Genomic DNA, 23,168 nt, shown 5'->3' with positions numbered 1-23,168 from the left:
ACCATCCAAAAATTAGTAATTTTTTCCTACAACAAAGATGCAGACCAGGATATTCCTGTGAAAAAAGAACGAATATTCACACGAATATTGTCAAAAAGCTGATTTATTATCTTTATAGACATCATGTTAGTTGGAGGGGGTCCGTATGTTAAAAGAGGAAACGAAAACATCGACAGTTTGTGAATACATGAAAGAAAACGACCATTTCTTTCAGCAACCGATTGTTAAGAGATTCCTGGAGAACAAAGCGAATGTTTCATTACTCCAATCAGCTTTAGAAGACGGTAATCAACAAGCAGATGAGATGCTGAACCGTCGTTTTCAAGAATTCTTTTTAAAGGCGCGAATGGCCAAATATATCGATAAATTATGCCGGTTGCACGCTTTATCGTTTGAGAAAAAACATCGCATACAACAATCCCAGCTACTATTAGATCAACCTACCGATCATGAAAAAGGACAAACCTTAATTCAGAAGATTCCTGATTGCCATCATAACCCTAATACAACGTTAGAGTGTTTAGAAGAAGTTTTCACAGATAAAAGGCTGTATGATGCCTATCAGCAGCTCGGAGAAAGAACGAAAGTCATTTTGCAGGATATATTTATTCACCAGCTTACAACGTATGAGATTGCAGAAAAACTTGGATGTTCGCAGCAAAATGTTTCCAAGTTGAAGTCGCTGGGTTTAAAAAAGCTCAGGGAGGCCATCACAGATGAGTGATAAAAATAAATATAACAGAGACAACCTGAATCAAATAATCGAAGACGTTTTGGAGTCCATGCAGCCACGCATCGAAAAAACCCTCTATTCGATCCAGTATGGGGATCGGGAAGATTTGGAACAAGAAATAAAAGCGAAGATTATTGAGGTCAGCAAAAATATGAGAGAAATTGATTTTTGGAGTTTGAAAGAAACGTTAGACGAAACTTCCGAAAAAAATTAGTTTCCTGTGTTGTTAAAATCCTTACATCTCCCCTTTATAGTATGAATCACATTTTAAAAGGAGAGATGTAAAATGAGTATTGACAATCAGATTATCACGGCAGACTCACGCAGACGATGGGTGGAGATGTTGCAAAAGCAGCTCATCAGAGAAAACCCGAGCGCCCTCCCGGTATATGGGGTAGACGGAATCTACGGTCCAGAAACAACCGAGTGGGTGCGACGCTTTCAGCAAAGAAAAGGACTTCAAGTAGATGGTATTGCTGGCCCGATTACGTTAGGACGACTCCGTTCTGATATTATCCAGCGCCCAGGGGCCACGGGGCGTGGTGTAGAGATTCTTCAGGAAGATTTGCTGTACTTTTATATCAGGCAGAGCTCTGTTGATGGGATTTACGGCCCGGGGACCGAGCAGGGAGTAAGAGACTTTCAATATCTTAATAACCTGGTCGTAGATGGAATTGCCGGCCCGAATACGTTGAGGAGAATGGATGAGTTGATAACGACCATTCTCGTTCAACGAGGTGATACAGGTTCCCTTGTAAGGCGCATCCAAGAACAGTTGAATGAGCAGGATGCTGTGGATGTTTCGTTAGTGGTGGATGGAATCTATGGCCCCCTTACCGAAAGTGCGGTGGAGAGTTTCCAGGCAGCATCGAATCTGAATGTTGATGGTATTGCGGGACCTTATACTATGAACCGGCTGGATATGGAGGCTGTACATCCATTGTCATTGGAAGAATTGATGGAGTTTGCTCAGTTCGAAGCAGAGGAGCCGGAATCCTTGTCAGAATCTGAACAAGCCGCTTATATTTCCAGTCTTCAGGCAAATAATGTGTTCCAGTCAACCCGTCCACCGGGAACCGGAGATAGTATAGACGCAGTTGCATTTCTCGATAGTGGATCATACGATTTTGGAAATGCAGCCGTGGTTACCGGTACTTACGGACCAAGTTTAAATTTCTTCTTATCCTACCTGAATGCGAATACTCATGAACTTCTCGTACATTTCGTATTCGAAACGGATGGCCTCGGTTTTACTGACAATGTAAAAATGACAGCCTATGACGTCGATGGGAATGATATTGAAAGTTACGATCAAACGTGGGTAGATTTTTCTTATGATAGTCTTTCGTCAGCCATGGATCTTGCTGATCGTGTGAATTCAGCTCAAGAGAGTATGATCTTGGTCGACATGGACGAACTTCGCGAAGATGCTAGATGTGCAATCCTAGTGGAAGCCGGCTGTATAAATCTGGGCCTCATTGGTGCCGCGCTTACCCCTGCCGCTATGATGGCAATATATGGTGCGTGCTCAATAACAGGAAGTATTTATACAGAACTACATGGGTGCGGTCTCCCTGAATAATATAGTCCATCCCTTACTACCTATGGTAGTAAGGGATTTTTTGTCTTATTTTAAGGTTCAAATGGGTAAACAACAAATAAGGATGGTGTTAATTATGCTGGAGAAAATGAATGATATAGGTATTATAGTTTTGGGTTTTGGAATAATCTTAATGGTTGCTCACTTATTTGACGTGGTTTCTATTCCTTATGTATATGTACCGATGATTGTAATAGGTTTACTCGTATTGATTATCCCTGCACTAAAAACAAAAAAGCATCGTAGTCCATTGTGCCGCATCGGTTTGCATAGTTTTGTTCATAAACACTGGGACGAGGAGATAAAATATGTCGCCATCTATGAATGTGAAAGATGTAAAAAACGGAAAAAAGTAGTAAGGTCTGCCGGCGGATAAATGTTTTTGGAAACTTTGCTCAACAGCATAAATAACCCCTCTTTGAATGAAACAATTCAATAGGAGGGGTTATGCGGTATGGTATATGTGAGGTGCGTGTTGTGAATACCACTTATTTACTTTGGATAATTTACGGAATATTTCTATTTCTGGCTACCCATCTGGTCATCCATTTAATTACTGGAATGGTGACATTGCGTGACATCGTTTATACTGCCTCTTATAAGTTTGTCCGTTTTGTATTTGTGGATCAAACGCAAAAGTGATTCAAATAACTGATTCGGTGTGTTTTCGGGTGATCTCTTTAAAGGGGAAATTAAACAATGAAAACGGAAAATAGTGAGAACAAATCTTTCCAAGCGCGTGCTTACGACTACCTTACTATCTTCTTAGGGGTCTTGTTAATATACACCATTGTGCATCCTCTGCTGTCTGAGGAAAACATTAATTGGTTATTAATTTTATTTACGGTAGCCGTTTTTCTATGGTCTTGTTTATGGCGCTATATCAATATAAAACGCGAACGAAAAAAAAGGAAGTAATCTTATATAACACCGAAGATAGTAAAGCTATAAGGTATATGAAGGGGTGTATAGTATCCTTTACCTAAAGGTGGTTCTTAAAGTCTTGTGCGGTGCTACCATAGGGTTCGCATTACTTTTTCTCTACCATTGGCTGGCTGATCCGGCGACCCCTTTTCAGAATGCTGTAACTACAGGCATCATTGCTACGGTGGTAATTATGGTAGTAGGGGTAATCTATACATTTGTTAAAAATAATAAAAGTGCAAAAAGCCAATGAACAACCCCCTCCCTGGATAGAACAACCTAAAAGGAGGGGTTGTTTTGATGGTGTATTACGTACACCCCTATCGGTCCTGTTTATACAATAAGATTAGTTCATGGATCGCTTTGGTTAACCGATCAATTCGTTTTTCAAATCGAACTAGTAAATATAAGGCTACCACTGTAGGAAAGCCGTAATTACCTAATAATTTCACCCACTCAGGAATCGTCTCCATGATATCCCTCCTTTTCAGACGGCCATGTACATAAAGAGGAATTTCAGGAGAAATAACAACTCACATAACCGTGACCACAAAAAAAACACCGGACAGAAATTTCTGTCCGGTGTTTCGTATAGCAAGCGAATTGGGGGAAGAGGGACCCCTAGTGCGGTCTGGTACTCTTAACGATATAATCCATGTTGTTATCAAACAACGCTTCAATTTCATCTTTGGTGTAATTATATGCTTCCATATGTGCCACAAAATCATTCAGCAGCATCCACTTTGGTGTCAGGCCCTGGCCTTGCTGCGCCTGTATAAATTCGATAATCCGCTTTTTCGTTAAATAGTCATCGGCGTGTACCTGCTGCGCCGATTTTTCAAATTCATTCTTTCGCGATTTGAGAATCGTTGTGATATACGCATCGATGCGGGAAATCGATCGGTTATTCGCATGAATATCTTGAAGAACATACCGCAATTCATCGATACCGTAAATCGTCCAGGTCTTGACGACCCGGTTAGGTACCTCATACCCGTATTGCTTTAACAGCGGGCGGGCTTCTTCAAGAAACTTTTTGATCTCCGCTTCTTTGACATTTCCTTCGATGGGAATTGGGTCCGCGATTTTTATATCAAATTCGATTTGGTCTACTCGTCGTCCTTGTTTCACTTCGTTGAACGTGAAGGTAAGCACGTTGATATCATTAAGTTCTTCCTGCGCTTTTAACAACACGCGGGATTTAAAATGACCGTACTGTTTATACTTATCACCAACACCTAAATGCTCTTTTAATTTATCGAGCTTAAAGGTCCGTTTTTGAATTTTTCCGTATTGCTGCAAGAGCTCAAACAGCCGGATCGTGTAGGGGCTTTGCATTGATCCGATCGTTGGAAAATCATACTTCGTATATCTGCCGTGTTCCGTTAAATTTATTAGATACGGCTCAATCACTTCGTTGAACTGGATATGTACCATGCCGCCTTCGTATACGATTCCTTTAAACCATGGGAACCAGCCGACTTTGGATTCCGTTTTTATCATGATCCGTTTTTTCGTCAGCTCACCTGCGATTTTGCTTACTTTGCCGTAATAACTGTTTCCGGATAAGCCTGCCGCTTTGATAAATTCCGAGACAGAAAAAGAGACATTAGGAAAATGCTCCGGTGACTTTACAATTTTACCGGCAGCGTATCGAATGATTTTATGTTCCGTAGCAGTCAAATCATCTTCGTAGATGGCTTCCACCAGATCGTTTGACTGATAGATTTGTATTCTTTTTTCCGTATTTTTCTTTTCTGTTTGCCCCATAGAAATCCTACTCCAATTAAAAGTTATACGTATCTCGGCACTATTATTTCACAATCAGCCCCATAAGTCGATAGATTTTGCCAACTATCACACATTGGGTGAATGGAGCGATGTGAGGTTTTTATTTATGGTAACTATATGTAATTTTTACATATACAGGGATATAAACGGTGTTTTTTGACCTGTGAGGACGTGTTTTGAGATCGTTGATGAGAGATGCCTAATATTCTCACCCTCAATCTGTGATAGTTTTTACCCAATGTGTGATAGTAACGATATATTGTCGATAGTCTAGGAAAATAAAACGATTCGGTAAGGCGTTACACAGATGAATTATCACAGATTGGGGGTTTGTGATAGTAGTTGAGATCCTTAACTATCACAGATTGGGTTATCAGGATAATACCAGGATGCCTTTTGCAGAAGATATACGTAAAATTGGTAATAATAGGGCGAAAAACGACACTCATTGACCCAATCTGTGATAATAAAAGTCGAACATAGCAGGGCCTGAAGACTATTTTTTAAAATCCCACCCCCAATCTGCGATGTTTCGTACCCAATGTGTGATGGATTTTACCCGATCTGTGATGTTATTTACCCAATCTGTGATAGTGGGACACCCAATGTGTGATAGTAAGGTACCCAATCTGTGATGTTTTGTACCCGATCTGTGATCGTATTTACCCAATGTGTGATACTTCGAGAGGTTCGCCCTTAGAGTCACAAGGGATTCAGGTCCCCGAAATGTTATTAAACGAGGTACATGTTCTAATAAATGTTTATAATAAACAATCTTTAAAGGGAAAAATGATAGATTGTGGGTTATTCAAATAACAAACAGAAAGATTAATCTTTTCAAAAAAAAAAGAACCACCAACGGCGTCCCGTTGATGGTTCTCAGTGAGTGTAAAGGTATCCGACCAATACGCTCTACTCTCACTCTGAAAGATACGACAGTTGTCGAGGCTCTCGCATCTTCCGTTTGATGCTGGAAACTGCGGTATTGCTGGTGGTTTTTTGTTGTTATGCAAGACAAAAAGCTCCACAAAAAACAGGGGAGAATTTTCATGCCCGATGAACCTATGAATCCTCCTAATGTCAGTCCATCAACATCGACTATGATTTCGGCGTGTATGCGTCTCGATAGGGAACTGACCATACCACCTAGACTCCTTGAAGTCTGAGTCAAACTTTTCACCGGTCGCTCATAGCGACCTTGTTTTGATTTTAAGTTATTTAATCGTTGCCCCAGAGATTAATCCCTTCGGATTTCGCTTGCTGTTCTACAGATTCCAGTGCGTCCCGGTATTTCACGTCCGGCTCATACACCGCGACTTCCGCCAGCCCTTCGGCAAGAATTAATTCCTGATACATGCTGCCAGCTTCCAGGTAAACATAAAAAAGCAACCGGTCAAACGGATCACGTTCAGAAACGTCCTGTTCCAAATACACCGTTTTGCCGGTTAAGAGTTCCCGAGTGAAATCCGTGGCGTCCTCTCCAAAAGGTTCCGGTTCACAATCCGGTGGACTTGATGCGTGACAGATTTCCGGGGCGTCCACCAGGATCGGCCTTACCCGTTCCACTACCCCACTTTCCAGCTCCACATCAAAAGTATCCCCGTCAATCACATACGTGACGACTCCTTTCTGGAGATTTTCCTTTTCATCAAGCTCAAGTGACGCCCCGGTATCCGGTGCGGTCATGTCAGCTGCAGCATCCAGTAAATCATCACACCCAGTGAATATGAATAGACTTATGAATAAAGTAATAATAAGTAGTTTACGTTTCATTGTTATTTTCTCCTGTTCCGTATTAGATAATAAAATAAAGGTTACTCTTTATACAAAAGTAACCTTGTTTAGTAATACATTACATAGCAGGTAATGTATTAAGTAAATATATTACATAATACATAATCAAAATAATGTAATTGATTATCTATTATTGTTTAAGTAATAGGAATTTGATTATGAGGGGTCGAACATCTCCCTGGCTTTGTGTTCACTGATCCCGCAAATGGGAATAGACGTTGGATCTAACATAGGCTGTAAAGATGCTCCCGCGTTGTAACTGCGCGTATCGGCCACTTCTGTTAAACAGCCAGTTTGCGTATTATATAAAACTCTCATTGTTATTGTATGTCCAATATCTTGATTGAAAACTTCTATATAGATACTATTGTCATCCTTATGCGTATCCTCCTCTGCTGCAGCTCCGATGCTTTCCAACGAACAACCTGTCAGTAACATTGTTACGATAATAAAAATAAGAATTCGTTTCATATTTAGTTTTCTCCTTTAAGTATATGTTTTTAACAATATGAGAAGGGTTACCTATTATCAATGTAAAATCCTAATACGTATACCATAATTAATAACTGTACGTTATTATATAAATATATTACATAATATGAAATACTATTTTGTAACACTAACCTTTAAGCCTATTCAGAAATTCTTTGGTCAGGCGATTAAAAATAGGTGGCTCGTAGGCCGGTTTTCCGGATTTCATGAGCTTTTCGTTGATTTCCCTGATTTTCACATAATCGTCTTGGAGCCAGTGCATCGGTTCATGGCTGGCATTCTGGACGATTTGCGCAGCGATGTCATCCATGATGTCGTACTCATTGACGGTAGAGCCCGCAACTTCCTCGGCGCTTAATTCTTCATCCAAGGAGTAATTCTTAATTTCGTGGGTCATGTCTTCGGTATCCGCTTTTTCGATCGCTTCTTCTTTGGAGGTCGCCAGGACCCTCCGTGTTACTTTTACCGTCATTGTTACATCATAAAACTTATCCTTGTTTTGTATCATAAAAATCATTCCTTCGTTTGATTATTTTAATAGAAGAAGGGTTACTCTTTAGATATGAATAACCCTTTCAGTGTTACGTAATACGTAATATATTGCTAGTTATATATTACTTATAATAATTCTGTAAGAGCAGACTGGCTCATGAGAGCCAGGTCGATCACATACAGATCGTCACCGTTTTTCATTACATCAATCGAATATTTACCTGAAAGATTCAAGTTTGGCAGAATCGCCCGGATCTCTTTTTTCACACGATGAAGATGTTCGTTGTACTCATCAACCAGCTTTTGTTCGTGACTAAGATACGTCTGATAGTCCTGCTGAATCGAATCCGAAAGGCCGGCCTGCAGCGCACGCTTCATCACGATTGGGTGCCAATAAGGGACGGCACCGATCAATTCGTCCGCATCACAGTCGACAAACACACGGAACTCGGTGCGTAAAGGCATCCCGTTATAAATCGTCGGATTGTCTTCCGTGTCTTCGATGTATTCACGCACAACAAGATCCACGGTGTGGCCCGCGCCGACTTGCATGGCGAAGTTATTAATCACCTGGAAGTATTCGCCCATCTCCCGGGGCTCGCTGCACTTCGCATTGGCGAACTGAAATTTAGACGAGAACGTGCCGGTTTTAATAAAGTAGGTCTTACCATCTTCCAGACCGAATTGGTCAAAGATAAACTGATTAAATAACGCTTTGTCTGCCTGTGACGTGTCTTGGTATTCGAGCCTAATGAACTGGGCCAGCTCAATCGGCAGGCGCATCACTTTTGTGTCCGGAGTTTTCAGCTCGGTATTGCTCGTAGCAAGAGCTGCTTCCACAGCAGGATACCAGTTATACAGACTGTTTGGATTATCCGCAAAACGATCATAGGTCTTTTCGGTTAAGTCGCTCACACTGAGCAGACGGGACAACAGTCCTTCTTGGCCAGGCTGCTTTTCCAGATCAGTAACGGCTTGATCTACGTCGAATCCGTCCGTTCGTGCCAGAAACCCGGGGCGGATTGCGCGGCGGGTTATCGGCGCCTGGAACTGCTTGACGACCTCTGCGAGCATCCCTTTTGACGGATAGTAGCCACTATCATTGATACGCGCCGGTTCTTTAGATGTGTGAGTTTGCTTAGATACAGATGTATTTTTCATGAGAATCGCTCCCTTAGTTTTCATATTTTCTGTTCGATTGATCGGTGCGCCGTGCGCACGATATGTAATAGGAATCAAGGTACCGCATGTGTATTTCATACGCATTTGATGATTACTTAATGCTATTTCGATTTACATATTAATAAAAGGATTACTCATACATAGTGAGTAATCTATTATGGCAATCTTTTAAAGTAATAAAGAACATATTAATTAATAGTGTTACTTATTACGTAACACTATTACAAAAATCAACACCAAGCGAATAACGAAGTTCTGCTCGTTCAATCGCTGATTGACGACCGAATATCCCTGTTTACAAATAACAAATAACGTGTATATAATAGATATAGATCATCAACGTCTATCTTAACTCAAGGTCATGGGAGGTTTACAATCCCCCCTAAAGGCGATACGTCACCTTTGCTGTCAGGTAGTGTTCCAGAGGGAAATTAATCCGTATTTGAATTCAGACAGCAATCTGAATCAAATATTCGCGCTAGTTAATAAAACCTGACTATTGCAAAGCTCGCCTTTTAAAAAGAAAAAAGCACTCTGCATTTTTACGATGCCCCTTAACATCGTTTGCAGGTGCTTTTTTTTATGTTTTTTCATATAAATGTATTACTGGAACGTATAAACCTAACGCCCACGGAAACACTGATAACAGACAACACTAGCAGTTCGGCACTCCACTACGTATCTTCTTAACATCCATCCCCTGTATGTTTGATCGTTCAATCCTTAATTGGCCCGATCCCGCAGCGGGATCTTCGTTAGCCACGGAGTGAAAGTACCTACTTTGCCGTGTTCTACACTATTGGGACGGGAAAGATATCAACCTACCCAGCCGAGTATCTTTTCCACTAGCTCCCAGGACCATCTGAGCACCGCGGTGATTTGGAAAGATGTCGCGACGTCACTCGCAAACCGTTCTTTCCGGGATCGCCGTTCTGCTCTACGTCTATCCACTCTCTTGGCCATCTGGTTTACAATTCCCCCCTTTAGGGGGCAGTGCCGCCTTGACGATCAGGGACACTATTATTTTATCATAGAATATTAGAAAAAAATGCTAATTTTCCGTTTTGTTTTCATAGGATGAGTACGCCATGCGCACCCCATACGGCATGCCGTGCCGTATCACATACTAGAAAACTATGAAAAAAAATCAGCATGATATGTATATTAGTTACACATGCTGGACATACTGATAATGCGTATTGATTTTCCGGAAAATCTATTAAAGTACGCCACGAATAATAGAGCGATCGCTCGACATGATATGGGCATCTTTTGATATTCCACCGCACCCGGGAAGAGGGTAGAAAAAGAAGCCTTTACCTGAAGCAGACGTGCTTCAGGTTATTCGTGCTGCCGTAGAGCAAAAAAAAAAGACAGCCGAAGGCTGCTTCTAAGCTAAATCGTGAAAAATAGCGGTATCGTTTTCTTTATCGGAGCTGCCTCTCAATCCTAGCAGTCCATCCAGTTTTCCTTGCCATTTCATTAATTTTTCTTCTTTAGCCATCAAAGAAACCTGCAACAAATTTAATTCATTTTCCCGCTTATTGAGCATTTTTTCTCGCTCATTAAGTTTTTTGTCACGTTCTCTCAGTATTTCAGCATTTTTCTTTTGGGTAAGCGTGATGAAGGCGGCCTCGCGTTCCCGTTCCTGGCGTTCTTCTTCTCCGGATTCGTATTTCCGTTTAAGATCCCGATAACCTAAAGAACGTTCCTGGTCTGTAGGGATCGGCTGCACTTCTATATGGAATTTATAAGTGTCCGGTGGGGGAGTAGTGTCAATCATATCATGACAGTGGCGTAAAATTTCAGGATGTAAAACAATAGCACCGGTCCAGCGTTTAATAATATTGTCTCGCTCCAGTATTTGGAGTGTAAGCGTCACGATATTGGTGCCGACGCCAACTAAATCAGATATTCCTCGTATGGTTTCCCGGAGGACATTCCCGTTTAAGTTCAAGTTTTCCAATAGATAATCAACAACTCTGAGTCTGGCTCGGCTGGTTAGTTCGAGTCTCATCGCACGTTCTCTGATTAAGTTTTTGATAATAATTTCGTCTATTTGCTCAAGAGACGTTCCGTATCTTCCTTCCATGATAGATTTCACCCTTTCCGATTACTTGATTTCAGCTTATTTTTACTGTGTCACCTGATTCATTGGTCCCGATTATGCGGGGCAATTTTTCACCTCGAAATGATTAGAAAGCCTGTAAACCAATAGGTTGTATAGGAGACATTGTTATAATTAGGACTTTTTTTGATTATTGAGAAAAATTTAACAATTAACTTGATAATTTGGGAATTAATGCCATAATTAAATAGAAGTACTAAAAAGGAGGGAGAAATATGGAAATGACCTAATATCGTAGTAGGGAGTATATTGGTGAAATTTATCTAAGAGAGGTTTTTTTTATGAAAAAGGTTGTTGTAGTAATGATTGTTGCTTTGTTATCAGTGGTAGGTGCTGGGGTTTTTTATTTTGATATGGTTAGTGGAAACTCAGATTTACCGAAACAAGAGGATGAATGGATGAAAGAAGAACCAGCTAGTCTGCTTGATGAGTATTTTAGAGAAGTTGCTATGGGTGATGCTGACTTAGAGGAAGCCCTTGAATACTTAGACACGGAAAACTGGGATGATGCACTATATGAATATTATGCCGATGGACTTGAACAGGAGCAAGGTAGTGTGATAGTTTATGACATCAACGAACCCATGTGTGACAGGAACAAAAAAGCGCCTTCGTGTTTTGTAGAGATTTATATTCGGGGTGAAGGGTACAGCGGTACTATTGCTGAGTATGTGGTAAATAAAACAGAGGATGGCTGGAAAATAGATATTCCTATATATGAAGAGTTATTAAAGGAATATCAGTGATTATGAAATTTTCTAATTTAAATTGATTGCCTTAAAAATCGGAAGGCGGGAGAAATATGAAAAAAATATTTAGTTATTTTTCAGTACTTCTATTAACTGTCAGCTTAGGGGTAAGTCAAGTGTCTGCAGGAGAGGAAACGGATCTCGAAAAGGAATGGGAAATAGCGGAATCGATAGGATCTTATAATGTATCTGATACTCCTCCTAAAGACGCTCCCACCTATGAAGAAATGCAGATGCATAATAGGGGTGTGGAAATGCAAGCTCGTTCATTACCCATTGCATATAGAGCGTTCAATTTAGGGGTACATGACGGCCCTATATTTTCAGCAGCTAGTTACACGCTTCGTGTAACTACGCTAAGCACTGGCGGGAATTTTTATCTATATTTAAGAGAAAATAATGGTAATTTGTTTACTGGAGCAAGATGGGAAGCTATTTCAGGTAGTTATTCCAGAAACATCGGAACAGGCACTACAACAAGGTTCATAGCCGGTCACACTCCTGGTAAGGAAACAAGAGTAAGAAGTGTTAAGACTGCTAATTCAAGTGGGACCCCTTCCCCAGAAATTATGGTAGAAAACTACTATATGAATCTTGCGGCAGAAGAATAAAATAATAATAAAAAGAGGAAAAATACATTTTATGATTTATGTAATTTTTTTCTAAAAAGATAGATAGTCTACTATTTGTTGTGCTATAATTTAAACACAGTCGGTAATACATGTAATAATGTTCGTGTTTGGTACAGCAGTCGCATGGCAAACCTTTGGTGTAGGTTTCGTCACGCCATGTCGCCCTTTCCGCGAAAAAATAAACCCCGCTCATAATAGAGTGGGGTTTATTTTGCATTAGGGGGCTATCAGCTGCTCAGACTAAAGAGGGTGAGCTGCTCTACGGCTGGTTCTTCTGCATAATGCTTTTCGATATCCTGATGATATTTCTCCATCTCCGTGTTCTTGAAATCAAGGCGGGCTTCGACTAACCGTAGTTTTTCCTCGTTTGAATAGTCATCAGCATTAATAATGGTTTTTAATTCATTTACCGCGTCCAGCTGAATGCGGTCACGCAATCCTACCGCCTGGTTATTAATTGTTTGATTTCCTGGGTTTATCATGTGGAATCGCTCCTTTGAGTATATTGGTTTTTCCGTCCCATATGGGTCGGGTAGTTGTCTTTCAGATGATCTATCGGTTGTTGAAAACAACGGAGCCAGTCCTCCGTGGATATGAATAAACGTTTTCTATTACCGCGCCGGCGCTGCCTTTAAAAACTCTGTAACTAACCGGCGCGCCATCCCTCGATGTCGTATAATGCATGACTGAAATCCATCCCTATACTCTCAATAAACTTTTCCCCCTCGTTACTGATAGCGATGGCGCCTATTTCACGGATCGTAACGCCCTTCTCCTGTATCTCCTCGATATAGGTAGGAATACTTTGTATAAGGGTTTTCGAAAAAGTTTTTCGCTCCTTATCATGAACATCTACAAGAATAGAAATCAGATACAACCAAACCTCATCGCCTGGCGTATACTCCTTCACAAGCTCCGGTAATTCTTTTTCGTCGAGGTCACCGCGAAGTACTCTTTCGTAATCCTCTTTTCTTAATGGAAACATCGAGTAGGTCCCTTTTATCTCTCCATCAACGTCCAGCACGCGATATACCGATTCGTTACTCGCCATCACTCGACCGATATAACCTTTCGGGACGTGCCATTCAGGAGGATATATGCTGCAGCTTAACACCAGCATTTTCTCGGCATCGCTTATTACCGCTTTTCTTACCATCATTTGTTTCCAACTCCTTTTTGTTCTAATCAAGAAAAACCGGTGCGGAAATTCCGCACCGGTTTCGGCTTTAGATACAGTGTTACTCCACTTCGATGTCGAGCAGATGATCCTCGTTGATGATCTTGGCGTTTTCCATGGAATCCCCGTCAATCAGAACGTGTTTCTGGTTGTCCTTCAAGACGATCTCGCCAGACCAGCCACCGTTGCACTCATAGAATTTCGTGCCGACGGCCAACTCCATCATTTTGGTCGGTGTCCCTCCGTACTTCCCAGTCTTGTTGTTGTCAGCGCTACTAATAGTCACTGATACCACTCCTTTACCCTTATCATTTTTCCTGATATCCTTTTCAGAAACGATAACAGATTACGTTTTAGTATTACATATTACATAACAGGTTCTCTTAATAAAGATTCCAATAACTCTTTCGCTTCATGTAGCTGCTGTATCACCTCTTGCTCGAACGTTTCTATCTCCTTTTCGTTGAAAAACGGGAAGGGTTGCAGCCAGATGTCTATGGAGTGCAATGTATGGTAATAGAGATTCGAACTTTCCCGGACGCTGATATCTAATCGATTCACATGTCCGATGAACTCCACAAAGACGCATCGGTTGGTGTGGTAGTGCGCCTTCACGCCGAGCTGCAAAATGTCAGCGATCAGCTGTTCTTTCAGGTTTATTTCCAGCGGTTCCTCCGTTTTAAGAGATACCTCCACGGTGGCGTTCATACCGGCACCTCCTCGAAGTCACGGACGTTACCAATGGCGATGGTTACAGCTTCTTCAAGAACGGTGCGAGAAGAAAGGCTGACCACGTTTTTGTCTTTGTCTACGATCCGGCAGATGTAGCGGTCTTTGGATCTGGAAACATGTAGTCGGAGTCCCCTTTCTCTTAGAAAGCTGATCGTTTGCTCTGTAGTAATAAATTGATCCTTAGTCAGTCGGTCGGTTTGGTTGGCTATCACAGTCATACATATCGCTCCTTTTAGTTTAAGTAGTTTTTTGCACAACAAAACCACCCTGATTTCCAGGGTGGTCGTGCCTTTTAGGCTTCTAGCTTTCTGTTTTCCGTCGTGGTATTCACTCGGTGATACGCATAGGTCGTATCGGCGGTCCATTTTTCCTGGTGTCTGTACTCCATGAACGCCTGCAGGTCTTTGATAATGCGTTTAGCTTCTTCATGATACCGGTGCGTCTTATTGATCGGTTCCTCAGCGTCGATGAGGGCCGATATCGCGCCGTTTGTCGCGACAATAATAAATCGGTTGTCGCGGTCAGTGAGGTTATCAGGTAACCCATCAATCATTTTCTGTAGCGACTTTAAGGTGTGACGCTCAGTTGTAAGCATGCGTTTACCCTCCTTTCGATTTCGATCAACCAGCGACGACAGCGGCGCCGTTAATAGGAGTGGTGCGCTCCCTTAGAACTTTCAAATCCAGCGCGATCGTGTCTTCGTGGTCATGCACAATGTCTTTCTCCCGGTGAACGAGGATAACTGTCCCGGTCAGCCGAATAGCGGAGACGTTTTCGTGTCGCTCCGGTCTTCCGACATAGAGATGGGCCCGTTCGATCAGGTGCTCGACTGTTGGCGCATTGATTCTCATGGCTTCATGGACTTTCCACGCCTCTTGTTGCGTTTTCGGGTCGAGAATTCGAAACTCGACGGTACAGTCAGCTTGTGCGGTCTGATGGTATGGCGACATAAATGCCCTCCTGTTTCTAGTGATTTTTTATGGTGTTTCACCCTTTCTATCGGTGCGGTTATGTCGCACCTTTTTCAAAGAGTGGTTTGTTTCTCTGGGTCTCATTGACTAGTAACTGGGAAATATTGTATAATTTATATATGTAAAACACTGAACAGAGAGGGTTTTGATAACTATGGGATTACAAAACGTTGATACAAAAAAGAGCAATCATAAAATGAAAATTATCGCGGTCGAAGGACTCGATAAGGCGGGGAAGCACACGGCCACAAAAGTGCTTTATAATTATTTTTCTTCAAAGGGACTGAAAGTCGAACAGTCTAGCTTTCCAAACTATGAAACGCCAATAGGTCAGTTGATCCGCCAGTGGCTGAAAGGGGAGCTTCTGGCAGATGAGAAGACATTTGAACTTCTCCAGGCTGCGGATAAGCAGCTCGGCCAGACGTATATTCAAGAATGCGAACGCCAGGGCGTAGACATTTTACTGATTGACCGGTACGTGCATACGGAGTGGGCGTACGGAGCATTTGATAACGATGAGCGCTGGCTCTCCGAGCTCACGCGGTATATGCGTTTGCCAGACGCGGTGATTTACTTGGATGTGGAACCGGAAGTCAGTATGCACCGAAGGGGCAAATACGGAGACAATGACTATTATGAATCGGATATCGAGCGTCTTCGGTATACGAAAGAAGAATTCTTATGTTTGTTCCAGGAAAAAGGGGGCGAGATCCACACGGAAATCGTGGATGCGAACCAGCCGCGACCAATCGCAAGAGTCCAGGTGCTGGAAGCAGCGGATCGCTTATACCGGAAGTATATATTGGGAGAAGAACTCACGGAAGATAGTGTGATGGAGAATGAAAAAGAAGCAGTCTTAGTATAACGAATAAATCAGGAGCCACGCAGAATATCTTAACGGATTTACTTCAGAGATGCAAAGAAGCCATTCACAAGCAGTATCACATGCGATTTCACAGCAGAAATCACATGTGATTTTTTGTTGTTATATCAGTGTTTTATTGTTAAACATACAGAAAATCACAAAGGAATTCAGACACCTATTCACATAGGTGGAAATAAATTTTTCCTTCATGTGATTTTAAATTGATTTGCCATGTGAATTTGGTTTCGGATATTTATGTTAAAATAAATGAAAGGATAAGACTTTGTGAAGCAATGTACTTAAAGAAACGGGGAGCATTCCTGTAATTAAAGAATTTGGAGTTTGATAGAAAAAGAGCCCTCTTGGTATGATACGAGGTGTCCAAAGCTTTGCGCGCAAAAGGACCCTTAATTGATAACCAAGGAGGACTCACTAATGAATTATAACCAAAATAACAAAATAGCTCAAATCACAGCTGAAACTCTAATCGTAGGTGTTGATATTGCGAAGTTTAACCACGTCGCAAGAGCACAGGACTTCAGAGGAATGGATCTAGGAAAATCTATTACTTTTGAAAATACGCAATCAGGGTTTGATGGCTTAATAGGTTGGATCAATCAACTTCAAGCTGCTAATCAAATGAACAAGGTTATCGTTGGTATGGAGCCGACAGGGCATTACTGGCTTAACCTTGCACATTACTTAAAAGAATTAAATATCAAGTGTGTTGTGGTCAATCCGTTACACACGAAGAAAAGTAAAGAATTAGACGATAATTCACCAACCAAGAATGACGTAAAAGATGCCAAAGTCATAGCACAACTGGTCAAAGATGGTCGCTACGCTGAACCAATTATCCCTGAAGGTGTTTATGCGGAACTCCGAGGGGCCATGAAAATACGCGAACTACTATCAACGGACCTCCGGTCTGTGCAAGGCAAGGTACACAATTGGCTAGACCGTTATTTTCCTGAGTTTTTTACCGCATTTAAAGACTGGGAAGGAAAGGCTGCACTTCGTACTTTAAAGCTTGATCTTCTGCCAGATGAGCTACTGAAATTATCTGATGATGAAATTTTACAACACCTTAAAAAGGGCGCCCAAAGAGGTGTTGGTTTAAGTAGAGTGAAGAGATTAAAAGAGGCAGCTAGTCGTTCAGTCGGCATTAAACAAGGGAATAACATGGCTAAATTAGAGCTTAAAACCTTATTGGCTCAATATGATTTACTCAAAGAAAAGTTCGAGGAACTAGATGCTCATTTAGATGAATTACTTAAACAAGTTCCTGGTGTGCAGAACATGGTGGCAATCACAGGAATAGGGAAAGATACTGTCGCTGCGTTTCTAGCTGAAGTAGGCGATCTAAGAAACTATTCTCACCCAAAACAAATTATTAAACTAGCTGGACTAAACTTACGGGAAAATACATCAGGACTTCATAAAGGACGCACCACCATTACAAAACGAGGAAGAAAGAAGCTAAGAGCTCTCCTCTTTAGAGTTGTAATGCCTTTAGTCGCGAAGAACCAAGCCTTTAAAGCCCTGCATGAGTATTATACTACCCGTCCAGACAATCCGTTAAAAAAGATGCCGTCTTTAATTGCCATATGCAATAAACTAATACGAATCTTATTTACAATAGGCACAAAACAATGTGAGTTCAGTGAAGAAAAGATGCTTAGTGATATTCCGCATTTTAATAACTTACAAGAAGCTGCATAACTCAATAATTTTGTTTTATTAAAACTCTATTTATCGAAGCTGATTATTAATTAATCTAATATTCTAAGACATTTGAAGCACGGAGAAGTCAGAACATAAACTAAAACTACGGGCAGAGACCCTGGCGGGGAGCATATCTGACCTCCACCCTCATGGCAAGGTTGAACGAAGGAATGTAGGAGCATCGACTCTGGGAGACATGGGAGGGTTAACCCCATGAGAAACGTGGAGATCCATCGTGGCGATCATACGTAAAATCCCCTCTACTTTAAAAAAATACTTAAGTGGAGCTGGTCAACAAGCCCCCTTACATCCATTTTCTTGAAGATAAGCTAAAACTAACCATGTAAATAATGTCTAATGAAAAAGAGTAGCTATGAAATCCTTAGATAAACGGAGTTTTCGTAAGAAAACAAAAAGATTATAGAGGGAGGTTAGCAAAAGTAAGAAAATAAATTGTAGGGGGGGATAATATGAAACTCAAATTAATAACAGCAATTGTTTTACTGTTTATTACAGGTTGCGGCAGCGAAGAATTAGCATCATATTCATTTAATGAAGAAACAGAAAACTGGCAAGTATCCTTATTTGTGGAAGAAAAGCCTTATGGTGAAAATGTAACGGAGGAAGCAGAGCTTACCTTTGAATATGTAGGGGAAGAGCCTGTACCAGGCGAAGTTGAGGTTATTGTAGATACAGCATTTCAATACCGTGGAAAGGTTAGTCAGCAGTTTGAAGAGTTTGAAGGAAAAGAAAACATGCCTTTTGGTAATAGTTATTTTATCGAGGCAAATAGAACAGGTTCTCCTTATACAGTAGAGATTATATGGAATGACCAAGTGGAGGAATTTATTTTAGAGTTGGAAGAGGAATAGAAAAAACCTTTCAATCATCGTCTTTTAGTTAGGGAGGCAATTTAATGGTAAGAAAAACATACTTACTTATCTTTGTAGTCCTGCTATTATCAGCTTGTAATGTTCAATCCAGCGAAGATGTTGAGGAAGAAGAGTATGCGACAAGTAATCCGACTGCTGAAGAAATATTATCCAGTTCCCCGGATGCTGATATTTTTATGACTGAAGATATTATTTATACATATGCTGAAGATATCGATTGGGTAATGGAATTAGATTTAACTTTAGGTGAGGAAGTAACCGAAATTACTAATCAAACTAATAATAGTAGTGAATTTAAGAATGGGACGGCGACGGAACTACCTGTCGGTACAAAAATATATAAACCTAATGAAAAAAGAGGGGCTATTTATATTGCAATTGTTGATGGGAAAGAAATCAGATATATTGGGTTAATTGAAGGTTAGTCTTATACAGTGAAAACTTTAGTTTGTGAAAAACTGTACTCAAACAAACGGGTTGCGTTAGTGAAATAAGCAAACATGAAAACAAAGGCGCGAAGAATTGGTTCTTCATGCCTTTTTAGTTTGCGAATTATACTGCTATTTCGGTTGTGAAAGTTGTGTATTTAGCGTGTGAAATTGCTACGTTTATCTGTTTTGCACCTCACAAGTAAACCCGTTTTAAGAATGTCTGTGTGGCTTTTTTTGTTCCTGGTTTGTTCCTTTTTAGGGTCAAAATGTTCCTTTTTCGCCCAAAATGTTCCTTTTTTGAGGTCTTATTAGCCTGTTTTTTAATAAATTCCCGGTTAGGGTCACGCGAGTAATTGCTCGATTTTGACTAAAAATACGCCGTTTGTTCCTTTTTACCCCGAAATGTCCCTCCAATGTCCCTGGAGTCACAGGCAAAAAAGGAACAGCTAAATCCTTTCATACCAAGGGGGCACGCGATTATGTTCCTTTGTTCCTCCTTTTTTTATAAAAAGACTATATAAATATATATATATATACATGTGTTACGTATATAAAGTTTTCTCGAATATATCAGGAACAGAGGAACTTATTTCGAAAAACGAAATACCTGAGTGTGAAAAGGCAGGTACGATAAATACCTCTTTTAGTCATCAAAACGCTGTCGGCACAGCAAATTGATGGTTGCGTGCATGTAAGCGTCGTGCTAAAATGTAAATATATGGATATTATTTGGAAGGCTAAGGGGTCGTTTTGGTGTTCAATCCGTTTAAAATGCGAGCAAAATCACGTAACTTCACGTATACACAAATAGCCAAGTATCTCGACCAGAATAAAGTGCCGGAACCGCTGATAAAGGCATGTGTAAGGTTTCTTGAGAGTCAGGCACAGGAGAACGGGGAGGGTTTCGTCGGTCCAAAGACGAGGGAAAGCCTGATTGCGAGGGTGTGGTACCTGACCGAAGCAGAGCTGGAAGCGGTGTATCATAAAGCTCCGATGGCGATCCGGCATTATGTCAGCCGAGTAACGCTACAGCCGGACATGCCGGCATTCAATCAATTGATCCGCCCGGTAGAGAAATATTCTTTCCAGGCGCAACAGGCGTATTTGTTTTTATCCGAGTCTTCTCAGCGAGTGGTGTATGGAATGAAGTACGAGCCAGACTACATCTGGAAAATGGTGCAGCTTTATGACGAAGAGGAGTTGCATCAGAATGCTACCAAATACTAAAAGGGGGTCGCTGCGATGCCGACACTTAAAAAAGAAAAAGATCAAACCCTGATCGAGCCGTTTCAAAGCAAGATTTCGAAGAAATCGGCTAGGAAGGGATTTAGAGTCATGAAAGGGAAATACACGAAACGCCTGGACGACATGGGGTGTAAGACGTGGGAGGAAGTAGTCGAAGAAGGACGGAGCGCATTCGATCATCTTCTCAAGTGGGATATCTCTCATAAGAATTATCAAATGCTGAAGCCGTGCATCAGTATTTGTAGTGAATATCATCCGGAAAAAGAACAGCTGGAATATCTGATCGATGTTTACGGCGACAAAAACGTGGTGAAACACGGCCAGCTGTATGTCACTCGCGGAGATTACCTGCTGCTTTATATGCGAATGCACCCATACCGACGCAAGGAATCCATCATTTCCCGGATTGCTCTGGCCAACGTCGGGATGCTCGTTCCGTATGTGAAACTAGATGACCTGGTGTATGACGAGAATAGCAATCAGGTGCAGGTGGAATACCGGATCGTCCTATAATAAACGGAAAAATACATGCGATTTAATCGCATGTATTTTTTCTTAGGAGGATATACTGCCGTCGTAAAGAATATGTTAGATAACGCATTGGAGGTGCTTGAAGATGGCTTTTGCAAGAAAAACAATTATTAAGTATTTATTTATTTCACTTTTCAGCTCAATTATATTTTCAGTTATAAGTACATTAGTGGAAGCACGATATTCAAATATTGAACCTGTAATGACCCTGATGACTTCTGAATTGATTTTCTTTATATTGGTTATCTTCCCAGCTCTTATCTTTCCGTTTTCATGTATATTAGTAACTCCTATAATTCTAATCATTAATAAATTATTTCTAAGATTTGATATAAATAATTTGATTTATCGATTATTAATTATTACGAGTATTGGTATAATACTAAGCCCGGTTTTAAGGTATTTTTATGAGGTGGAGTACATCAATGGATATGCTTTGAACAATCCATTTAATTTAATCACGACAATCGGTTATCCACTATCCTACTTAGTATTCTTCCTTATATATAAAGAAGAGGGGAAATCCCCCTCTTGAAATCAAGTATTAACCAAAGTCACCATATTGAAGATGTGTCTGTTCGCGTTGTGCCAGGTTCTACTACTATTTCCGTAAACCTGCATGGAAGTTGATCCAGATCCATCTAAAACTACGGCATTGCTTGAGCTTAATCCTAACCCCAAATCGCTATCTATTGCACTTCTTAGGGCAGGAATATTTACTACACCAGTCCTAACTACGATTAGATAGGCGTTACTTCCTTCCCAGGCTAGTGCTGTCCTCTTTGTAGCCCCATAATATGCGGTAGAACTCCAACTAGAGGATGAGAAATCAGTTCCCCCAATAGCAACATCAACGGTACCGAATCTATTTGTGATTTCAGAAAGTCTAGCGGCATTCATTCGCGTAATACTTCTTCTATTATTGTAGATTACAGCTGTACGTCGACTCACCGGATTACTTGCTGTTCCGTTATACAGGTAGTTTGTAGAGTAGCCCCTAGTGTAAGAAATTGATCTTCCGCCAGTTGGTGGGCTGTTATAACCGTTGGCTGCTGCGAAAAAACCTCCATTAACGCCAGTATTAGACGTACTTGAGATCGGTCTATTAATAATTAATGATCTAATATTGGAGATGGGTGTCCTTAATATCCAATATGTTACAGTTGGACCTACACTCCTTGAAATGAATTGATAAGACATAATGATAATCCACCCTTCTATTATTATCTAATAGCGTCACCGGTGACGTGCTATTGCTAAATAAAAGGGAGATACTTATCAATTCTACAACCTGTAGCTATTATTTTTTAACTTATCCCCCAATAATTGCTATACTTCAATGAATAAGTGGTAAATCACAACCAGTTCAGGGTACAATAAACATATAGAAAATCAGAACGGGGGAGCGTGTCGAATTGATGATACATTTCAAAACAACGGATGCAAAATATTTTCGATTTGATGAATTCCGAAGAGAAATCACAGGCTATGAAGGAGAGGAAACAAATGTAGTTATCCCTGCTGAGATCGATGGGGTTGAGGTGGTATCCATCGGGCCGGATGCCTTTTGGAATAAGGGACTGACTTCCGTGATCCTTCCGCCGACCTTGTCGGTTATCGGCTTTTACGCCTTCGCGTTTAATAAACTGACGGACATACGTATTCCGTCAAGCGTTGCCCTGATCGAAGACGGCGCGTTTATGTATAACCAATTAGAAACATTAAGGCTTGGAGAAGACATTTTCACCATCTCCCGTTCCGTGTTCCAGCATAATAGACTATCTAAACTCGTTCTGCCGGAGAACACACAGGAGATCCAGTCAGAAGCGTTTAGTGATAACCCCATTACAGAAATGACATTTGAAGGAATGCCGACGTTTATTCACCGGCACGCGTTTAATTTAGGTGAAGCGGAGATGAGTGCTGTCACGGTTAAAGGGCCTCACTCGAAAAGCCTGCAGGCATTATTGGACCACCATGCGGATTACGTCGACGCCTACCGGGTGCTGCGTGATCGACATCAATAATCTTGTTCATCCCGTGTATTTTTTCTGAAAATGTGGTATGATAACAGTAACAAC

Annotated in this window: 30 protein-coding genes; 15 read left to right on the top strand and 15 right to left on the bottom strand. The window is 41.0% G+C overall.

Features of this window, described 5'->3' with window-relative positions:
- Positions 1-145: 145 nt before the first annotated feature.
- From BK582_RS25390 to BK582_RS25370, 5 genes are all read left to right on the top strand, one after another.
- Positions 146-724, top strand: coding sequence for a sigma-70 family RNA polymerase sigma factor (locus BK582_RS25390; protein WP_078598497.1), 579 nt, complete (start codon positions 146-148; stop codon positions 722-724).
- The gene (locus BK582_RS25385; RefSeq protein ID WP_078598495.1) at positions 717-947 is read left to right on the top strand and encodes a hypothetical protein; all 231 of its coding nucleotides are present in this window, start codon (positions 717-719) and stop codon (positions 945-947) included. Before BK582_RS25390 ends, BK582_RS25385 begins: the two co-directional genes overlap by 8 nt.
- A 72-nt stretch (positions 948-1,019) precedes the next feature.
- Positions 1,020-2,315, top strand: a complete 1,296-nt coding sequence (locus tag BK582_RS25380) for a peptidoglycan-binding domain-containing protein (protein ID WP_078598493.1) — start codon at positions 1,020-1,022, stop codon at positions 2,313-2,315.
- Positions 2,316-2,409: 94 nt separating this feature from the next.
- Positions 2,410-2,709 (top strand): hypothetical protein, encoded by a 300-nt coding sequence (locus BK582_RS25375; protein WP_139368359.1) that lies wholly within the window; start codon positions 2,410-2,412, stop codon positions 2,707-2,709.
- 71 nt (positions 2,710-2,780) lie between these two features.
- Positions 2,781-2,975: a hypothetical protein gene (locus BK582_RS25370; protein ID WP_078598489.1), complete on the top strand. Its 195-nt coding sequence runs from the start codon at positions 2,781-2,783 to the stop codon at positions 2,973-2,975.
- 602 nt (positions 2,976-3,577) lie between these two features.
- On the opposite strand, the gene BK582_RS25360 is transcribed toward BK582_RS25370, so the two are convergent.
- The 7 genes from BK582_RS25360 to BK582_RS25325 all read right to left on the bottom strand — a co-directional run bounded on the left by BK582_RS25360 (position 3,578) and on the right by BK582_RS25325 (position 11,100).
- A complete protein-coding gene (locus BK582_RS25360) occupies positions 3,578-3,730 on the bottom strand; it encodes a YvrJ family protein (protein ID WP_078598485.1) in 153 nt (50 codons plus the stop codon).
- 148 nt (positions 3,731-3,878) lie between these two features.
- Positions 3,879-5,027, bottom strand: coding sequence for a replication initiation protein (locus BK582_RS25355; RefSeq protein WP_078598483.1), 1,149 nt, complete (start codon positions 5,025-5,027; stop codon positions 3,879-3,881).
- Positions 5,028-6,266: 1,239 nt separating this feature from the next.
- Positions 6,267-6,821: a thermonuclease family protein gene (locus BK582_RS25345; protein ID WP_078598479.1), complete on the bottom strand. Its 555-nt coding sequence runs from the start codon at positions 6,819-6,821 to the stop codon at positions 6,267-6,269.
- Positions 6,822-6,998: 177 nt separating this feature from the next.
- Positions 6,999-7,313 carry a hypothetical protein gene (locus BK582_RS25340; protein ID WP_078598477.1) on the bottom strand — a complete coding sequence of 105 codons (315 nt, stop codon included), beginning with the start codon at positions 7,311-7,313 and terminating at the stop codon, positions 6,999-7,001.
- A 148-nt stretch (positions 7,314-7,461) separates the two neighbouring features.
- Complete coding sequence (locus tag BK582_RS25335) at positions 7,462-7,806, bottom strand: hypothetical protein (protein ID WP_218190780.1); 345 nt, start codon at positions 7,804-7,806, stop codon at positions 7,462-7,464.
- Between the two features lie 146 nt (positions 7,807-7,952).
- A complete protein-coding gene (locus BK582_RS25330) occupies positions 7,953-8,987 on the bottom strand; it encodes a hypothetical protein (RefSeq protein ID WP_139368358.1) in 1,035 nt (344 codons plus the stop codon).
- A 1,411-nt stretch (positions 8,988-10,398) separates the two neighbouring features.
- Positions 10,399-11,100: a replication/maintenance protein RepL gene (locus tag BK582_RS25325; protein WP_078598473.1), complete on the bottom strand. Its 702-nt coding sequence runs from the start codon at positions 11,098-11,100 to the stop codon at positions 10,399-10,401.
- A gap of 317 nt (positions 11,101-11,417) precedes the next feature.
- Here BK582_RS25325 and BK582_RS25320 point away from each other — a divergent pair, with 317 nt between their 5' ends.
- Both BK582_RS25320 and BK582_RS25315 read left to right on the top strand, forming a co-directional pair.
- Positions 11,418-11,882 carry a hypothetical protein gene (locus tag BK582_RS25320; protein WP_078598471.1) on the top strand — a complete coding sequence of 155 codons (465 nt, stop codon included), beginning with the start codon at positions 11,418-11,420 and terminating at the stop codon, positions 11,880-11,882.
- Between the two features lie 56 nt (positions 11,883-11,938).
- Complete coding sequence (locus BK582_RS25315; RefSeq protein ID WP_078598469.1) at positions 11,939-12,496, top strand: hypothetical protein; 558 nt, start codon at positions 11,939-11,941, stop codon at positions 12,494-12,496.
- 248 nt (positions 12,497-12,744) lie between these two features.
- On the opposite strand, the gene BK582_RS25310 is transcribed toward BK582_RS25315, so the two are convergent.
- From BK582_RS25310 to BK582_RS25280, 7 genes are all read right to left on the bottom strand, one after another.
- Positions 12,745-12,999 (bottom strand): hypothetical protein, encoded by a 255-nt coding sequence (locus tag BK582_RS25310; RefSeq protein ID WP_078598466.1) that lies wholly within the window; start codon positions 12,997-12,999, stop codon positions 12,745-12,747.
- Positions 13,000-13,163: 164 nt separating this feature from the next.
- Positions 13,164-13,676: a hypothetical protein gene (locus tag BK582_RS25305; RefSeq protein WP_078598463.1), complete on the bottom strand. Its 513-nt coding sequence runs from the start codon at positions 13,674-13,676 to the stop codon at positions 13,164-13,166.
- A 79-nt stretch (positions 13,677-13,755) separates the two neighbouring features.
- The gene (locus BK582_RS25300) at positions 13,756-13,980 is read right to left on the bottom strand and encodes a hypothetical protein (RefSeq protein WP_078598461.1); all 225 of its coding nucleotides are present in this window, start codon (positions 13,978-13,980) and stop codon (positions 13,756-13,758) included.
- An 80-nt stretch (positions 13,981-14,060) separates the two neighbouring features.
- Complete coding sequence (locus tag BK582_RS25295; protein WP_078598459.1) at positions 14,061-14,402, bottom strand: hypothetical protein; 342 nt, start codon at positions 14,400-14,402, stop codon at positions 14,061-14,063.
- On the bottom strand, positions 14,399-14,692 hold the full coding sequence (locus tag BK582_RS25290; RefSeq protein ID WP_218190779.1) for a hypothetical protein: 294 nt from the start codon (positions 14,690-14,692) through the stop codon (positions 14,399-14,401). Before BK582_RS25290 ends, BK582_RS25295 begins: the two co-directional genes overlap by 4 nt.
- Before the next feature lie 26 nt (positions 14,693-14,718).
- The gene (locus BK582_RS25285) at positions 14,719-15,021 is read right to left on the bottom strand and encodes a hypothetical protein (protein WP_078598455.1); all 303 of its coding nucleotides are present in this window, start codon (positions 15,019-15,021) and stop codon (positions 14,719-14,721) included.
- Between the two features lie 25 nt (positions 15,022-15,046).
- A complete protein-coding gene (locus BK582_RS25280) occupies positions 15,047-15,376 on the bottom strand; it encodes a hypothetical protein (RefSeq protein ID WP_078598453.1) in 330 nt (109 codons plus the stop codon).
- Positions 15,377-15,551: 175 nt separating this feature from the next.
- Between BK582_RS25280 and tmk the strand changes: the two genes are divergently transcribed.
- The 7 genes from tmk (at position 15,552) to BK582_RS25245 (ending at position 21,622) form a co-directional block, all read left to right on the top strand.
- On the top strand, positions 15,552-16,262 hold the full coding sequence (tmk, locus tag BK582_RS25275) for a dTMP kinase (RefSeq protein WP_078598451.1): 711 nt from the start codon (positions 15,552-15,554) through the stop codon (positions 16,260-16,262).
- A 435-nt stretch (positions 16,263-16,697) separates the two neighbouring features.
- A complete protein-coding gene (locus BK582_RS25270) occupies positions 16,698-17,984 on the top strand; it encodes an IS110 family RNA-guided transposase (protein WP_078592918.1) in 1,287 nt (428 codons plus the stop codon).
- Between the two features lie 473 nt (positions 17,985-18,457).
- On the top strand, positions 18,458-18,859 hold the full coding sequence (locus tag BK582_RS25265; RefSeq protein ID WP_078598449.1) for a hypothetical protein: 402 nt from the start codon (positions 18,458-18,460) through the stop codon (positions 18,857-18,859).
- A gap of 44 nt (positions 18,860-18,903) precedes the next feature.
- Positions 18,904-19,305: a hypothetical protein gene (locus BK582_RS25260; protein ID WP_078598447.1), complete on the top strand. Its 402-nt coding sequence runs from the start codon at positions 18,904-18,906 to the stop codon at positions 19,303-19,305.
- Between the two features lie 759 nt (positions 19,306-20,064).
- Entirely contained in the window at positions 20,065-20,538 is a 474-nt protein-coding gene (locus BK582_RS25255; protein ID WP_078598445.1) for a hypothetical protein, read from the top strand.
- Between the two features lie 108 nt (positions 20,539-20,646).
- Positions 20,647-21,069 (top strand): hypothetical protein, encoded by a 423-nt coding sequence (locus tag BK582_RS25250; protein WP_139368357.1) that lies wholly within the window; start codon positions 20,647-20,649, stop codon positions 21,067-21,069.
- 103 nt (positions 21,070-21,172) lie between these two features.
- Complete coding sequence (locus tag BK582_RS25245; RefSeq protein WP_078598441.1) at positions 21,173-21,622, top strand: hypothetical protein; 450 nt, start codon at positions 21,173-21,175, stop codon at positions 21,620-21,622.
- Between the two features lie 2 nt (positions 21,623-21,624).
- On the opposite strand, the gene BK582_RS26645 is transcribed toward BK582_RS25245, so the two are convergent.
- Positions 21,625-22,287: a phosphodiester glycosidase family protein gene (locus BK582_RS26645; RefSeq protein ID WP_139368356.1), complete on the bottom strand. Its 663-nt coding sequence runs from the start codon at positions 22,285-22,287 to the stop codon at positions 21,625-21,627.
- A 218-nt stretch (positions 22,288-22,505) separates the two neighbouring features.
- Here BK582_RS26645 and BK582_RS25235 point away from each other — a divergent pair, with 218 nt between their 5' ends.
- On the top strand, positions 22,506-23,114 hold the full coding sequence (locus BK582_RS25235) for a leucine-rich repeat domain-containing protein (protein WP_078598437.1): 609 nt from the start codon (positions 22,506-22,508) through the stop codon (positions 23,112-23,114).
- The last annotated feature ends 54 nt before the right edge of the window (positions 23,115-23,168 follow it).

The organism is Evansella clarkii (assembly GCF_002019695.1).
GTDB lineage: Bacteria > Bacillota > Bacilli > Bacillales > Salisediminibacteriaceae > Evansella > Evansella clarkii.
Note: the sequence above shows the minus strand (reverse complement) of the source record. Positions and strands in the feature narration are given on the sequence as shown.

What these genes read in the sequence shown, in the direction of transcription:
- BK582_RS25390 (WP_078598497.1), top strand. Translation starts at nt 146, where the DNA reads ATGTTAAAAGAGGAAACGAAAACATCGACAGTTTGTGAATACATGAAA.
- BK582_RS25385 (WP_078598495.1), top strand. Translation starts at nt 717, where the DNA reads ATGAGTGATAAAAATAAATATAACAGAGACAACCTGAATCAAATAATC.
- BK582_RS25380 (WP_078598493.1), top strand. Translation starts at nt 1,020, where the DNA reads ATGAGTATTGACAATCAGATTATCACGGCAGACTCACGCAGACGATGG.
- BK582_RS25375 (WP_139368359.1), top strand. Translation starts at nt 2,410, where the DNA reads ATGCTGGAGAAAATGAATGATATAGGTATTATAGTTTTGGGTTTTGGA.
- BK582_RS25370 (WP_078598489.1), top strand. Translation starts at nt 2,781, where the DNA reads ATGCGGTATGGTATATGTGAGGTGCGTGTTGTGAATACCACTTATTTA.
- BK582_RS25360 (WP_078598485.1), bottom strand. Translation starts at nt 3,730, where the DNA reads ATGGAGACGATTCCTGAGTGGGTGAAATTATTAGGTAATTACGGCTTT.
- BK582_RS25355 (WP_078598483.1), bottom strand. Translation starts at nt 5,027, where the DNA reads ATGGGGCAAACAGAAAAGAAAAATACGGAAAAAAGAATACAAATCTAT.
- BK582_RS25345 (WP_078598479.1), bottom strand. Translation starts at nt 6,821, where the DNA reads ATGAAACGTAAACTACTTATTATTACTTTATTCATAAGTCTATTCATA.
- BK582_RS25340 (WP_078598477.1), bottom strand. Translation starts at nt 7,313, where the DNA reads ATGAAACGAATTCTTATTTTTATTATCGTAACAATGTTACTGACAGGT.
- BK582_RS25335 (WP_218190780.1), bottom strand. Translation starts at nt 7,806, where the DNA reads ATGACGGTAAAAGTAACACGGAGGGTCCTGGCGACCTCCAAAGAAGAA.
- BK582_RS25330 (WP_139368358.1), bottom strand. Translation starts at nt 8,987, where the DNA reads ATGAAAAATACATCTGTATCTAAGCAAACTCACACATCTAAAGAACCG.
- BK582_RS25325 (WP_078598473.1), bottom strand. Translation starts at nt 11,100, where the DNA reads ATGGAAGGAAGATACGGAACGTCTCTTGAGCAAATAGACGAAATTATT.
- BK582_RS25320 (WP_078598471.1), top strand. Translation starts at nt 11,418, where the DNA reads ATGAAAAAGGTTGTTGTAGTAATGATTGTTGCTTTGTTATCAGTGGTA.
- BK582_RS25315 (WP_078598469.1), top strand. Translation starts at nt 11,939, where the DNA reads ATGAAAAAAATATTTAGTTATTTTTCAGTACTTCTATTAACTGTCAGC.
- BK582_RS25310 (WP_078598466.1), bottom strand. Translation starts at nt 12,999, where the DNA reads ATGATAAACCCAGGAAATCAAACAATTAATAACCAGGCGGTAGGATTG.
- BK582_RS25305 (WP_078598463.1), bottom strand. Translation starts at nt 13,676, where the DNA reads ATGATGGTAAGAAAAGCGGTAATAAGCGATGCCGAGAAAATGCTGGTG.
- BK582_RS25295 (WP_078598459.1), bottom strand. Translation starts at nt 14,402, where the DNA reads ATGAACGCCACCGTGGAGGTATCTCTTAAAACGGAGGAACCGCTGGAA.
- BK582_RS25285 (WP_078598455.1), bottom strand. Translation starts at nt 15,021, where the DNA reads ATGCTTACAACTGAGCGTCACACCTTAAAGTCGCTACAGAAAATGATT.
- BK582_RS25280 (WP_078598453.1), bottom strand. Translation starts at nt 15,376, where the DNA reads ATGTCGCCATACCATCAGACCGCACAAGCTGACTGTACCGTCGAGTTT.
- tmk (WP_078598451.1), top strand. Translation starts at nt 15,552, where the DNA reads ATGGGATTACAAAACGTTGATACAAAAAAGAGCAATCATAAAATGAAA.
- BK582_RS25270 (WP_078592918.1), top strand. Translation starts at nt 16,698, where the DNA reads ATGAATTATAACCAAAATAACAAAATAGCTCAAATCACAGCTGAAACT.
- BK582_RS25265 (WP_078598449.1), top strand. Translation starts at nt 18,458, where the DNA reads ATGAAACTCAAATTAATAACAGCAATTGTTTTACTGTTTATTACAGGT.
- BK582_RS25260 (WP_078598447.1), top strand. Translation starts at nt 18,904, where the DNA reads ATGGTAAGAAAAACATACTTACTTATCTTTGTAGTCCTGCTATTATCA.
- BK582_RS25250 (WP_139368357.1), top strand. Translation starts at nt 20,647, where the DNA reads ATGAAAGGGAAATACACGAAACGCCTGGACGACATGGGGTGTAAGACG.
- BK582_RS25245 (WP_078598441.1), top strand. Translation starts at nt 21,173, where the DNA reads ATGGCTTTTGCAAGAAAAACAATTATTAAGTATTTATTTATTTCACTT.
- BK582_RS26645 (WP_139368356.1), bottom strand. Translation starts at nt 22,287, where the DNA reads ATGTCTTATCAATTCATTTCAAGGAGTGTAGGTCCAACTGTAACATAT.
- BK582_RS25235 (WP_078598437.1), top strand. Translation starts at nt 22,506, where the DNA reads ATGATACATTTCAAAACAACGGATGCAAAATATTTTCGATTTGATGAA.